Annotated in this window: 12 protein-coding genes; 6 read left to right on the forward strand and 6 right to left on the reverse strand. The window is 55.0% G+C overall.

Translation table 11 applies throughout. The annotated features are described in order from the left end of the window. Window positions 1-352: 352 nt before the first annotated feature. A complete protein-coding gene (locus CLV58_RS10690; RefSeq protein WP_106137802.1) occupies window positions 353-754 on the forward strand; it encodes a hypothetical protein in 402 nt (133 codons plus the stop codon). 30 nt (window positions 755-784) lie between these two features. After that, window positions 785-1,042, forward strand: coding sequence for a hypothetical protein (locus CLV58_RS10695; protein WP_106137803.1), 258 nt, complete (start codon window positions 785-787; stop codon window positions 1,040-1,042). Window positions 1,043-1,247: 205 nt separating this feature from the next. On the opposite strand, the gene CLV58_RS10700 is transcribed toward CLV58_RS10695, so the two are convergent. From CLV58_RS10700 to CLV58_RS10720, 5 genes are all read right to left on the reverse strand, one after another. Then, window positions 1,248-2,096: a TIGR01459 family HAD-type hydrolase gene (locus tag CLV58_RS10700; RefSeq protein ID WP_106137804.1), complete on the reverse strand. Its 849-nt coding sequence runs from the start codon at window positions 2,094-2,096 to the stop codon at window positions 1,248-1,250. A gap of 71 nt (window positions 2,097-2,167) precedes the next feature. Then, on the reverse strand, window positions 2,168-3,208 hold the full coding sequence (locus CLV58_RS10705; protein WP_106137805.1) for an aminoglycoside phosphotransferase/kinase family protein: 1,041 nt from the start codon (window positions 3,206-3,208) through the stop codon (window positions 2,168-2,170). A 2-nt stretch (window positions 3,209-3,210) separates the two neighbouring features. Continuing rightward, complete coding sequence (locus CLV58_RS10710; protein WP_106137806.1) at window positions 3,211-4,572, reverse strand: glutamine synthetase family protein; 1,362 nt, start codon at window positions 4,570-4,572, stop codon at window positions 3,211-3,213. 301 nt (window positions 4,573-4,873) lie between these two features. Next, entirely contained in the window at window positions 4,874-5,323 is a 450-nt protein-coding gene (locus CLV58_RS10715; protein ID WP_106137807.1) for an Hsp20/alpha crystallin family protein, read from the reverse strand. Between the two features lie 50 nt (window positions 5,324-5,373). Next, on the reverse strand, window positions 5,374-5,628 hold the full coding sequence (locus CLV58_RS10720) for a hypothetical protein (RefSeq protein WP_245882298.1): 255 nt from the start codon (window positions 5,626-5,628) through the stop codon (window positions 5,374-5,376). 372 nt (window positions 5,629-6,000) lie between these two features. On the opposite strand from CLV58_RS10720, the gene CLV58_RS10725 reads away from it, so the two are divergent. From CLV58_RS10725 to CLV58_RS10735, 3 genes are all read left to right on the forward strand, one after another. Next, window positions 6,001-6,567, forward strand: a complete 567-nt coding sequence (locus CLV58_RS10725) for a hypothetical protein (protein WP_106137809.1) — start codon at window positions 6,001-6,003, stop codon at window positions 6,565-6,567. A 431-nt stretch (window positions 6,568-6,998) separates the two neighbouring features. After that, on the forward strand, window positions 6,999-8,114 hold the full coding sequence (locus CLV58_RS10730; RefSeq protein ID WP_106137810.1) for a hypothetical protein: 1,116 nt from the start codon (window positions 6,999-7,001) through the stop codon (window positions 8,112-8,114). A 269-nt stretch (window positions 8,115-8,383) separates the two neighbouring features. Continuing rightward, window positions 8,384-9,853, forward strand: coding sequence for a serine hydrolase (locus CLV58_RS10735; RefSeq protein ID WP_106137811.1), 1,470 nt, complete (start codon window positions 8,384-8,386; stop codon window positions 9,851-9,853). Window positions 9,854-10,136: 283 nt separating this feature from the next. Here CLV58_RS10735 and CLV58_RS10740 read toward each other — a convergent pair whose 3' ends face one another. Then, window positions 10,137-10,898 (reverse strand): MBL fold metallo-hydrolase, encoded by a 762-nt coding sequence (locus CLV58_RS10740; RefSeq protein ID WP_106137812.1) that lies wholly within the window; start codon window positions 10,896-10,898, stop codon window positions 10,137-10,139. Between the two features lie 358 nt (window positions 10,899-11,256). On the opposite strand from CLV58_RS10740, the gene CLV58_RS10745 reads away from it, so the two are divergent. After that, window positions 11,257-13,317 carry a S9 family peptidase gene (locus CLV58_RS10745; protein WP_106138004.1) on the forward strand — a complete coding sequence of 687 codons (2,061 nt, stop codon included), beginning with the start codon at window positions 11,257-11,259 and terminating at the stop codon, window positions 13,315-13,317. The last annotated feature ends 175 nt before the right edge of the window (window positions 13,318-13,492 follow it).

Consider the following 13,492-nt stretch of genomic DNA (forward strand, 5'->3'; position numbering starts at 1 on the left):
GACGGGGAGTCTGAACTGGGACGGTCGGTCGAGCGACGGCACGGAGTTGCCCAGCGGCTTGTACTACTACCAGGCGACGGTGCGCTACGCGGTGCAGGACCGGGGTGCGCCCGCACAGGTCTTCAAAGGCTACGTACAGATACTACGCGATACCGTTTCCATGCGTTGATTAGCCAGTTCATCCACTGGAAAAGGCTGACGGCTACGAGGTATGATACCCCGTAGCCGTCAGCCTTTTCTTTAACAGGCACCGTAGCTGCACGCTCCGCTCCCCGGCAAATGGCTGTAGCTGCGCAACGGGACTAAACACTCCGGTATTTCTCCGGTTTACTAGTCAGCAACAGATAAAATCATGAAACCACTCCGCACACTCACCGTTACCCTGATGGCGGTTGTATCGCTTCAGGCATGCACCCCTAAAATGGCTTTTCTTAACTCGACCGTAGCCCCTGCCGTTAGTGGTAACGTCCGCGTTAAGAAAGACAAAAATTCGAACTACATCGTCAACGTCGACGTAGCGAATCTGGCACCGGCGAAAAACCTCGATCCGCCCAAGAACACCTACCTGGTCTGGATGGAATCAAGCGATCGGTCAGTTCGCAAGCTGGGGCAGCTTAGCCCGGCTGGTCGGGCATTGGAAGCCAAGATGACTGCGACGGCCGTATCGAAGCCAGATGTGGTATTTGTCTCCGCCGAAGACAACGCCGACGTTGAATATCCCGCCGGACCAACCGTTATAACTACCCGCAAGTAGTCCAGTGCATTACCTATAAACTCAACGATCATGGAAAGCGAAGACAAAGAAGACATCATCCGGGCCAGGCAGGCCATTTCACCTAATGGGCTGGCCAATCAATCCGCAGAAGGCGACAGCGGGGTTAGCGGTCAGCTTCCGGATGACGCATTACCGGCAGACGCCTTGCCTAATGACAATCTGGAAGAGGAATACATGAACGGCGACGAGCCCGCCGAGAACGCACCGATGACGCACCCCAACCGCAACGTCGACAAGCCCGATAACGGCAAGGGATCGTACGCATAGCAATACCCTGTTAACCCGAACGAGCCGCGCAGTTTCTAACTGCGCGGCTCGTTTGCTTAGGTATATATCTTTATTTCTGTCCTCAGACGTTCAGTGGTGTCAGGTCCCTGACCTGACACATACGCGCCAGCCCTTTGCTTCGCCCTGGAATGTGTCAGGTCAGGGACCTGACACCACTGAAATCGTTCGATCAACAGGTAGTACATCACCCGACGATCGAGTCGCAGACATAGGTTGGAATAATACCCGTACTGCGAATCAGCAGTTCGGCATCGTCGGGCTGCGTGTTGCCGGTGAGGACGAGTACCGTATCCAGTCCAAATTTATTACCGCCGAGAATATCTGTTTTCAGCGTATCGCCCACCATCAGGATGTCGCTGCGCGTAATGCCCTTTGCCAGTTCCTGTACTCGCTCGTAGGCGAACATAAACAGTTGCGCGTCGGGCTTGCCGAAGTTGATAAACTGCTTACCAACAATCGATTCGATCATTCGGGCGACCGCACCGATGGCAATGGAAACGCGCGTTTTCGACGTCGGGTAAGTCGCGTCGGTATTGGCGACGATGACCGGAATATTGCGCTTTCGCAGCAGGTTGACAGTTTTGGTAATGTCATTATTCCAGTCGAACCCTTCATCGTCGAGCAGCACCAGTGCGTTGATGTCTGCCACGTCTTTCAAATCAACCTCGCTGATCGGCAATGTTTTCAGCTCAGCCGTTTCCAGATAGTGTGCCGAATTGGCCGTACCCAGATACGCTACCGTGCCGTGATGCACTTTCAGATCAAGGTAGTCGCGGGCGAGCATGCCCGACGAAATGATACGATCGGGCGTGATGGCGAAAAAATTCTGTCGGTAATACGACTCGGCTAGTTGTACCGGGCTACGCGACGCATCGTTGGTCAACACGTAGAACTCTTTGCCTTCGCTCTGAAGCCAGTCAAACGTCTCCTGAATACCCGGCAGAATCCCTTCCGCATTTTTCAACACCCCGAATGCGTCGAAAAAGACAAATTTATAGTTAGCCGCGACGGCTTTAAACGAAGACAGATCCATTCGTACGGTTTACAGTTTGTAGTTTACGGTTTACAGTTCCTGACAGTGGGCTACTGTCAAAAACGCACTCCTCACAGATTCAATGCCCGCAGTAGCTTGTCGACGTCGAAGGTGTCGATCGACGGAAAATGCAGCTCGTAGGCTTCGCGTTGCAACTTGATCGCGTACGTCCGGTGGAAGAAATAGCGACCATATTTGATGACGTAATTGAGCAGGAAAAAGCGGTACGCTTCGGGTAAGAATCGAATTTCGTTCTCCGTCAGCGGATACACTTTATGGTATTCCTGCAGGAACATGATAAAGCGGTCTTCCATCAGCGGACCGATATGGTAGCTGAATACAGTCCGGTCGCCAATGTCCGACACGACACGGCTGAAGAAATAAAAGTCGAGCACCCGGTAACTGATGCGGAACCAGTCGTAGTCCCAGCGCGAGTACAATTCGAGGCTGTCCGTTACGGAGAAGTTCCCGATGTTCCAGTCGACGAAGACGGGCATGGTTTCAACCGATCCGGCTACCAGCCGCTGCCGGTTTTGCAGAAAAATGTCGCACTGCTGCCGGAGTTCATCGATGTGCATCCGGTGCTCGAACTGCCCCGTTTCCGAATCAAGGAAGTCGAGCAAATCCCAGATGTCGGAACGCATTGTTTTCGAGGATTTGGGCAGTACCGTGCTGACCCGCGAGCAGGCTTTATGGAACAGCGCAATTTCCCGGCCCAGTCGCCGGATCTGCGCATCATTCAGCCGCCGGGGAAGCTTGGATACACTCCGGATGGGGTTGTAAAAAACGACCCATGCATCGACAAACCCGTCTTTGTGCCGATACGTGTACACCTGTCCGTCACGTAGCAGCGACTTTGCCAGCACATTCTCGAAAGGATATAACAGATTGTTGGACAGCGCATTGATGATTCGGTGATCCTCAACGAATTGTTCGTACGATCCGAAATACGACAGCTTGGCGATGATTGAATTCCCATCGTCAAAGGTCACTTTGAACACGTGGTTGGTCGACACTTTCGCGCTGATGTCGGTAATCGACTGAATCGATACCGATGCATCGAAGCCTGCCCAGGCCGCCCGTATTATTGTTGGATAATCAACTAGACGCATAATCAGATAATTTCAAAGTACCGCTTCAGTTCCCAGTCGCTGACCTGCCGCGCATACTGCCGGGCTTCCCAGTCGCGGGTGCGGGTGTAATAGTCGACAAAATCGGCTCCGAACAGGTCGACCGCAATCGGCGAATTAGCCATTTTTTGCGTGGCCTCGGCCAGATTGCCGGGCAACACACCGTGCTGCCTGTCGGTGTAGCCGCTACCCGTCGACGGGTCGATGTCGAGCGACAGTTGATGCCGGATACCGTACAGCCCCGACGCCAGCGCAGCGGCAATCGCCAGATACGGATTTGTATCAGCGCCCGACACCCGGTGTTCGACGCGGGTATACGCTTCATTTCGGTTCAACACGCGCAGCGCCGTCGTCCGGTTGTCGAGCGACCAGGTTACCGTTGTCGGTGCCCAGGCTCCTTCGACCAGTCGTTTATAGCTGTTTACCGTCGGCGCAAACATGGGCGTAATGTGCGGCAGGCAGTGCAGTTGCCCCGCGATAAACTGCCGCATCAACGCACTGATCCGGTTTGGCTGGTCAGCATCGAAAAACAGGTTTTTCGAGCGGTCGGGTGTCCACAGGCTTTGGTGGATGTGCCCGCTGCAACCCGGCAGATCGGCGTTCCACTTAGCCATAAACGTCGCGATGATGCCGTGTCGATACGCAATTTCCTTGACCGCCGTCTTGAACAGCGTCGCTTTATCAGCCGCCCGGACAACCTCATCGTGCAGGATAGCCGCTTCATAGACGCCCGGCCCGGTTTCGGTGTGTAGCCCTTCCAGGGCAATATCGAAATTAGTCAGGCCGTCGAACAGGTCGTTATTGAAGGCATTTTCCTGCGATGGGCGCAGCATCGAATAGCCGAACATGCCCGGCGTCAGCGGCTCCAGATTCCGAAAGCCTTTTTGTTGCAGGCTTTGGGGCGTTTCGCGAAAATTGAACCACTCAAACTCCTGCGCATACTCGGCATGATATCCCATATCGCGACACTGGGCCACAATGCGTTTGAGGAGACTGCGCGGACAGGCCGGCCAATCGGGTGTATCACCGGGCTGACTGAAATCAGCCAGAAAAAACGGTATGTTGGCCTCCCAGGGCACCTGCCGCAGCGTACTCAGATCGAGCCGGACAGGTGCATCAGGATAGCCCGACTGCCAGCCGGTCAGTGAGCCATTGTCATAGGGCGCGTCGGTGCAGTCCCAGCCCCAGACCACGTCGCAGAACCCGTAGCCATCGGTCAGGCCGTCGCGGAACTTCTGTTTGCTGATAATTTTTCCACGCAGTACACCGTCGATGTCGGCAAACGCGTATTTCAGTTTCTGGCCGTCTGTCTGCTCAATAAAGTCGATAGCCGCTTGTCCATTCATGTCAAAAAAGCTCGGTTTAGGCTGCCAGCGCACCTCGTCGGCTCCGAAACGCCGTGGTAAGCAAAGGATGGCGAAAGTACTATTTTACCCGAATAGTTTCGCGTTTCGCCGATCAGTATGTCTGTCATACAAAAAGCCAGCCCACGTTGGTGAGCTGGCTTTTTTCGTGTAAGCTGAGTGTGTAGCCTGGACGTCCACGTCCGGGTGGGCGCGATAGCGACCAATTAGCTGCCGCTTTGCGTAGTTGCCCTGACGGGCACCCGGACCGGGAGGTCCAGGCTACACACTCAGGCTACACGTGCTACCCGACGGTGATCGACTGCGCGGGCTTGTTTGTTTCCGGGTTTTTCGGCAGCGTCACGGTCAGAACGCCATCGGTATAGGTGGCCGAAATCTGGTCGACCAGTACTTTACCGTTGAGTTGAAACTGCCGTTCGAAACCGCGTGGACTAAACTCCTGATAGGTGTAACCATTATCAGTCGATGCAGAACCGGGCTGTTCCGAACCCGGATAAGCAATCGTCAGTACGTCGTCTTTGACGGCCAGCGTTACGTTTGCTTTGTTCAGACCGGCTGCGTAAAGCGAAATCGTAAATGCGGCATCGGTATCTTCGATGTTGATCGGTGGCTGACCAAACGCAGCCATACGACCGCCCCAGAACTTCCCGAAGTTACCGCGTCCCCACCGTCCGCGCCCCATTGATCCGCAACCTCCTTTATAGTCCGACTGAAATCCTTGCTTGTTAACCATGACTGTGTCTCTGTTTTTTGTGTGTATGTGTGTTTACTGATGTTGGCAGATTAGCCGATTTGAATGACCCGATCATACGACATGCGCTGTACGGGCGTTCGATACGCCGGATTATCGATGGCAATGACTGAGCTCGCCTGCAAGCCGCCCCGGCCAATCGGGCCAAACAGCCGACTCGCCAGCCGAACCCCAACGACCCGCACCAGCAGGCCCACCGCCACAGCAACCAGCAGCAGTTTTAGTAAAACAGTTATGAGAAAGAGGGCCAGTCCGGCAACCAGTACCAGCCCGCCTATACGCCACATATTCATTTTTGTTCGCTTGTTTATGGTTCAACAGCGGCCAACAAACCAACTCGTCGGTATCAGGTGCGCACCCGTTCGTTTGCCGCTTTACCGTATAGTCGTGACAAGACGTTCGGATATTTTACCGATGCGGAAAGTTTTTTCTAAACACGGAGGAAATGGAGGCTTCACGGAGCGAACAGAGCTTAAATCCTTCGGCTATCGTTGCGTACCGTCTGGTTGCACCAACTGGCGGTTTCGTAAATGCATTGAACGCCGGGCTTTGTCAGTGCTGCTTTATGTGTTTGCGGGTTGGCGAACAGTAGCGAAAACGGCTCATGCTCCTTTAGTGGTAAATCTGCCCCCGGCTACACCTTCGGGGTATCACTGCACATGCGGAAAGTCGTTTCCATCGGTTTGTTCATTCTGTTACTCTGCCATGTCCTGGGCTACGGGATAGCGGCAGTCAGTAGCTGGTGGCAGGAAGAGACTACGTTGATGGAGCGACTGGCCGTGTACCATACGACCGATAGTCTGATCGAATTTCAGATTCCGCTCGCTGATTCTACCCAGGCGGAACCAGCCATCACACGAACAACCGCCGGCGGATTTACGTACCGCAATCACTATTACGACATCGTCAGCCTGAACATTCAGAACGATACGCTCTACATTGCCGGTATCGAGCTTGATCGCCATGCGTTCTGGGAGGCAGATCTGTTGTCGTTCCTCAAGAACCATCTGGCGGATGCAGGGGGTACGCAGAAACGTGTAAATCAGGTGTTGAAATTATTGTTGCAGGAATACGACCCGCCAGTCCGCACTGCGTTTCTGTTTCTTGTTTCGCTACGCGCCCAAGCAGCGCCCCCAGTCAGTGACGTAATCAGTCTTTTGTTCCGTTCCCTGCCAGTCGGCTCGCCCCCGCCAGAAATAAGCAGCTCATTTTCATTGCTCAAGTAGTCAGGACAGGTCAAACCTAGCCGGAGAAGGGAACAGAACCGCAAACGGTTCTAGCCGGGATTTGCTATTGGCCTAGCCGACTCGAACACTGCGCAGCAACGTCCAGGACCAATCGGCATGCGAGGGTATGTACCTCGCGTAGGCGGAGCATCTGTTGCCACCACCACGACCGGGCAGTACGAACGGCCGCGTCGATGCTGGCTGGTTCACTGATAAACAGGTTCAATCTTCTGTTTGTGACTCGCTTAGCAGCCTACCGCCGGGCTGCGTTGAAAAGCCTTTGCCACCCGTCTGGCTCCTGGCTACCAGACACAGAATCACTGCGATCAATCAATTATTGTACTACGAAACAAGACCGGGTCGCTACCCAGTAGTCGCCCCCATTTGGCTACAGTAGCGGGTTTGTTTCGAAAACTGACTGTCAATCAATCATGAAAAAATACGTTTACCACGCGCTCGCTTTCGTGCTAGCGTCGTTTTTACCTGCTAAAATTTTGGCCCAGGGTTGCGTAGCGATCCGCAGTACGGGTAACGCCTGTATGCTGGCCCATGCCGACAGCAACCAGCATAAGCAATGGGTGCTTACTACGAGCGGACGCTATTTCAAATCGTTCCGGCATTACTCCGGAGATGTCGAAAATAAGGATCGGCTTCTGAATCACACGGAGGTAATCAACCATACCGCTGTGCTGGACATTAACCTGACCCGTATACTGAATGATCGCTGGTCGCTGATGATCGACCTTCCCATCATCTCAAATACTCGCTCGTCGTTGTATGAGCATGGTCTGATCAATGGCACAAACAACTTCAACCAGCGTCATAGCACGCATTCGTTTGGCGTCGGTGACCTACGCATTGCCGCTTATCACTGGCTGTTCGATCCCGCCGTCAGTACGCGCGGTAATATTCAGCTTGGCCTGGGCATAAAGCTGCCAACCGGCGATTATGACTATCAGGATTACTTCTACAACGTAGGTGCGAACGGAGCCAGAGAATTACGCCCGGTGGACCAGTCGATACAGCTTGGCGACGGTGGTACGGGCTTTACCGTTGAGGCAAACACGTACTATAATCTGACGCGCAGCTTTGGTGTTTATGCCAACCTCTACTACCTCGTCAACCCCCGCGAGCAAAACGGTGTGCGCACCTACCGGGAAACGCTGACTCCGCGTCTTGCCAATGAAGCCATCATGAGCGTTCCCGATCAGTACATGGTACGCGGAGGGGTCAGCTATGCCGTCAACAGCGTTACACGCGGACTGTCGGTCGCGCTAGGGGCCAGGCTGGAAGGGATTCCGGTTTACGATCTGATCGGCGGCAGTGGCGACTTTCGCCGACCCGGCTACGTCTGGAGTATTGAACCGAGCCTGAACTACTCCGCCGGCAAATTGGGCTTTTTCCTGACCGTACCGATAGCCTTGGTGCGCAACCGCACGCAAAGCGTAACGGACAAAGAAAATTCAGAGCGGACGGGTACGTTCGTGCGGGGCGATGCTGCGTTCGCTGACTATTCGGTAAACGCGGGGATCTCGTTTAAACTCTAATTATCATCTCCTTGACGGCAGAACGTGGCTCGGCAGCAATGCAGGGCCACGTTCTGCTTTTCTAATCTACCCAATCCAGGAACCTGCCATTCAGCGGCATTCTGCCCCACACGACAATTGATTTTTTACCAATCAATGCAACGAAGTGATATCGGCTTACATCTCTTTTAAACTACGCTACACAGACACCGCCTTTTAAAGTCACGTCGTGGAACCGTCTGGTTTTTACGCACTGCTCCAGACTGATTTACCACGTTATTAACTGATTTATGGGAATTCCTGCTTTCACCTGCATCATCCTGGCCTGTCAACTCGCCTTCGCACGACCCGCGTTTGCGCGTGAGAGACAACCCGATTTTCGTCAGTTGGTCGATAGCTATGCCAGGCAGCGGGGTTTCAACGGAACGGTGCTTGTTGCCCGGGGTGGTAAGGTGCTCTTTCGCGGTTCCTATGGGCAGGCGAATGCGGAATGGTCCGTTCTGAACGGCCCGGATGGACGGTATCGGATTGGCTCCCTGAGCAAACCGCTTATCGCGACGCTGGTGATGCAGCTCGTTGAGCAGGGTCGCCTGAAACTAGACGGGACCCTCGGCGTTTATCTGCCCGACTTGTATGGCGGTACGGATGCAGCGCCCGTAACGGTAGCGCAGTTGCTCAGTCACACTTCGGGCCTGGCTGACCTGCCTGCTCGCTACGACGATGGCTGGTATCAGACGGCGGCCCGACGAAGCTACGCGCCACTCGACTTTGCCCGCGAGTGGATAAAGCCCACATTACTCGAACAACCCGGCCTCAGGTTTCGATACAATAACAACGGTTTTTATTTACTGGGTGTCATTATTGAGCGCGTTACCGGGCAGAAACTGATCGACACCCTTCAGCAACGGTTGTTCGGCCCGGCCGGCATGACAGCAAGCGGTCTCTTTGCGGAGCGGGATGTAGTGCCAAAGCTGGCGCTTGGTTATTTACGTTCGCCCGCAGGCGTACTCGAACATCCAGCCGCCATTAATTCCAGCGTTTCGTTCGCAGCGGCTGGCATTTACAGCACGGTCGATGACCTCTTCCGATTCGATTGTGCGCTGTACGGCTCCCGGCTCCTTCGCCCGGAAACGCGGGCGCTCATGCTTCAGGCGCACAGTGCCGACTATGGTTTTGGCTGGAACGTGGGGCAGTGGACGCTGCCCGATGGCCGCAGCCTGCCCGTTGTCTCGCATACCGGGAGTGTGCCCGGCTATCAAAGCTACTATCTGCGTTCGGAGCCGAACCAGGACTGCGTCATCATCCTCGACAATTTCTGGCAGGGAGCCTTGGTCGTCCAGATGGGTCAGGACTTGATGGAAGTGCTCAATGGTAAGCCAATGCAGCTGGCTACCCGTAGCCTGGACGATTTACTCACCCCTATCGCCTATCGCGAGGGTACCCAGGCCATGCTGGCGGCCTATCAGGGTCTGGGCACGCAACGACACGAATACGATTTGAGCGAGAACGCATTTAATAGACTGGGTTACAAATTCCTCCGCGCCGGTCGCCTTGATGACGCCATTGCGGTTTTTGGCTGGGCGGTTCAGCTATTCCCTCGATCGGCCAACACACATGACAGTTTGGGCGAAGCCTATCGCAAGGCAGGCAAGCTCCCCGAAGCCGTACGCAGTTACGCTGCTGCGCTCGCTCTTGACCCTGCCAGCCTAAGTGCGAAAAAAGCCCTTGAGGAATTAAAGGCTGGTGGAACGTCAAACTAATGAGTTCATTACCGGAAAACGTGGCTCGTTGTAAACGCCAATGCCGCAGGCAGTGTCTTGACTAAAAACCTGGTAAAATCCGGACTGGATTGTCGAACTAATTTCGACCAGGATCGGCATCAGCCGGGTGCATCTACACCATAAGTTTAAGGAACTGACCAACGTAACCATGCGGGATCTGATACGCATGATCCGGCACCGTCAAAGGGTTACACGGTGTATCGCCGTTCACGGTCCGGCATAAGTCGGCCCGCAACTGCTGTTGCACCACTGGTCAGTACAGCTACACCGAAAATAACGGCGTTTCACTGAGTCGGGACGCGACGGTCAGGCGGGTAGCGCCCATATGCGGCCGGAAGAGATCGTGGGCAACCTGTGGCGAATTGTTTTGCGCGGATAAATGTGCCAGTATAACGTGCGACAGGTCGGGCGAGCGATGGGTTAGAAAGAGGTCGAGCGCCTGCTGATTCGACAGGTGACCATGCCCACCCCGAATGCGCTGTTTGAGGTAGTACGGATACGAACCGAACTCCAGCATCTGCTCGTCATAATTGGCTTCGAGAAACACCGCCTGACACTGCCGGAAATGGTACACCAGCCGGTCGCAGGGGGTACCGATGTCCGTAAAAACCCCCACGTTAACCCCATCCTGACTGATAACGAAACTCAGCGGATCGACAGCGTCGTGGTATTTGGCGAACGCCCGCACCTGCAACGCACCGACCTGAATCTGTGCGTCGTCGCACAGCGTTTGCACGGCCAGTTTCTGATCAAGTCCTGCCAGTTGCCGACCCGTTTTCGGCGTTACGTAGACGGGCAATCCGTACTTCTTGGCCAGCCGGGCTACGCCACGAATGTGGTCGGTATGTTCGTGCGAGACAAAAATGGCCCGAATCCGGCGCGGGTCCAGGCCCAGCCGTTGCAGGCGAAACTCGGTCTGCGAACACGACAGACCCGCATCGACCAATACGGCTTCCTCCTGATTACCGACGTAATAACAATTGGCATTACTCCCCGAATTCAGGGATGCAAAGACTAGCGACATACACAAAGTTACGGGCGAATGACCACAGTCCCGTATAGCTAACAACGCATACCGTCTAGCTGAGTGCCACTACCCGTTACATTTTTACGACTTCGTTCCGGTCGCGTCTTTCTCGGTGCAGACTTTAGCAAACTGATACTACCTCTCATCATTATTCTACCGATTCGGGCCGTAAAAGCACGTATTTTTGTCAATTCTTCATCCTGATACAGTTTTGTTTGTGACTAACCCCTTTCGCCAAACACGATTCGTAGCCGCAGCCCTTCTGCTGACTACCCTGACAGCGCAGGCACAGATACCCGGCCGCCAACCCCATTGGACGCCCGACGGCAACACATTACTGACCGCTGAGCCCGGTATGATTTCGCGCAACGACATGCGCACGGGTCAGAAAACGCCTTTCCTGAGTGGTACGCCGTTGAAGCAGCCCGGCACCGACCGGCCGCTCCAGATTACGGATTTTGCTTTATCGGCCGATACGAACACCGTCCTGGTGTATACCAACACAGCCCGTGTGTGGCGCTACAACACGCGGGGCGACTACTACCTGCTCGACCGAAAAACCGGACAGTTGCGGCAGGTCGGCAAAGATCGTCCGGCGCAGTCGCTGATGTTCGCCAAACTGTCGCCCGATGGTAAACTCGTTGCGTACGTCAGCGAGCACAACCTCTTCGTGGAAGACGTAGCCACGGGTCGCGTCACCCCATTGACAACCGACGGCACCAACCGGCTGATCAACGGTACCTTCGACTGGGTGTACGAAGAAGAATTCGGTTGCCGCGACGGCTTCCGGTGGAGCCCCGACAGCAAACAGATCGCCTATTGGCAGGTCGACGCCAGCAAGATTCGCGACTATCTGATGCTCAACACGACCGACTCGGTCTATTCATACGTCATTCCGGTAGAATACCCTAAAGTTGGGCAGGACCCCTCCCCGACCCGCGCCGGTATCGTGTCGGTGACGGGCGGGCCAACACGCTGGCTGGCCATTCCCGGCGACAGTCGGCAGCATTACCTGACCCGGATGGAGTGGTTTCCCAATGGCAGTTCGGTTATTCTGGAGCAGCTAAACCGCAAGCAAAACCAAAGCAAGGTGTTCGTTTGCAATCCGACGACGGGCGCAGCCAACCCGATTCATACCGAAACAAGCACAACCTGGATCGATTCGAAAGCGCGCTGGAACGACGGTGATCCCAGCGGCTGGGAGTGGCTCGACGGGGGCAAGTCGTTTTTGTGGGTATCGGAAAAAGACGGCTGGCGGCACATTTACCGCATCAGCGCCGACGGCAAGCAGGAAACGCTACTGACGCCCGGCAACTACGACATTGCTTCGGTTGAACTGGTCGATGAGCCCGGCAAGCAGGTGTATTTCGTAGCCTCACCCGATCAGCCGCTGCAACGGTATCTGTACCGTACCCGGCTCGACGGCAAAGGCAAGGCGACCCGCGTAACCCCGATGGGCCTGGCCGGAACGCATACCTATACATTGTCTCCCGGTGGGAAGCTGGCCCTGCACGGCTTTAGCAGCTACCAGACCCCGCCCGCCCGCGAATGGATCAACCTGCCCGCGCATACGCCCGTCAACGCGCAGAGTAGCATTGCCGCCAACGCCAAACCCATCGATAAATCGAACGTTCGGTTCTTCACGCTGACCACCGACGATAACGTAACGCTGAACGGCTGGATGGCCCGCCCGGCCGATTTCGACAGTACGAAGAAATATCCGGTTGTCTTTTATGTCTATGGCGAACCGGCGGGCAGCACCGTCGATGATGTGTTCTCGGTCGGCACCAACCGCCTGTTTGAAGGCGACATCACCAAAGCAGGCTACATCTATGTCGCGCTTGATAACCGGGGAACGCCAAACCTGAAAGGGACCGCCTGGCGCAAGTCGATCTACCGCCAGATCGGTCGGCTGAACGTCCGCGACCAGGCGATGGGTGCGCGTAAACTGCTGAGTCAGCATGCGTATCTGGACAGCAGCCGGGTGGCCGTCTGGGGCTGGAGTGGTGGCGGCTCGACAACGCTGCACCTACTGTTCCAATACCCCGACATCTACAAAACAGGTATCGCCATTGCCGCTGTGGGTAACCAGTTATTCTACGACAACATCTATCAGGAACGGTACATGGGCTTGCCCCAGGAGAATCTGGAGGACTTTGTAGCCGGCTCGCCCATCACCTACGCCAAGAATCTGCGCGGCAACCTGCTTTACATCCACGGTACGGGCGACGACAACGTGCATTACGACAATGCCGAGGTGCTCATCAACGAGCTGGTGAAGTATAACAAGCAGTTTCAGATCATGCCGTACCCGAACCGGTCGCATGGTATTTCGGAAGGCCCCGGTACCAATCAGCACCTGCGGACACTATACACCAACTACCTGAAACAGCACTGCCCGCCGGGCGCTCGATAGCGCTGTAGTGACGTTTTTTTGTCATCCCGACGTAGAAGGAATCTTCGGTAACTAGTTGAAATTCTCCTTTTTCGAAGATCCCTCCTGCGTCGGGATGACAAAAATCAGTTTAGTTTTCGCAAAGCGCCACAACAGCATCACTACTGTCTGCGACAGTCACCACCGACTAACCTAC

Source organism: Spirosoma oryzae (assembly GCF_003002825.1).
Taxonomy (GTDB): Bacteria; Bacteroidota; Bacteroidia; order Cytophagales; family Spirosomataceae; genus Spirosoma; species Spirosoma oryzae.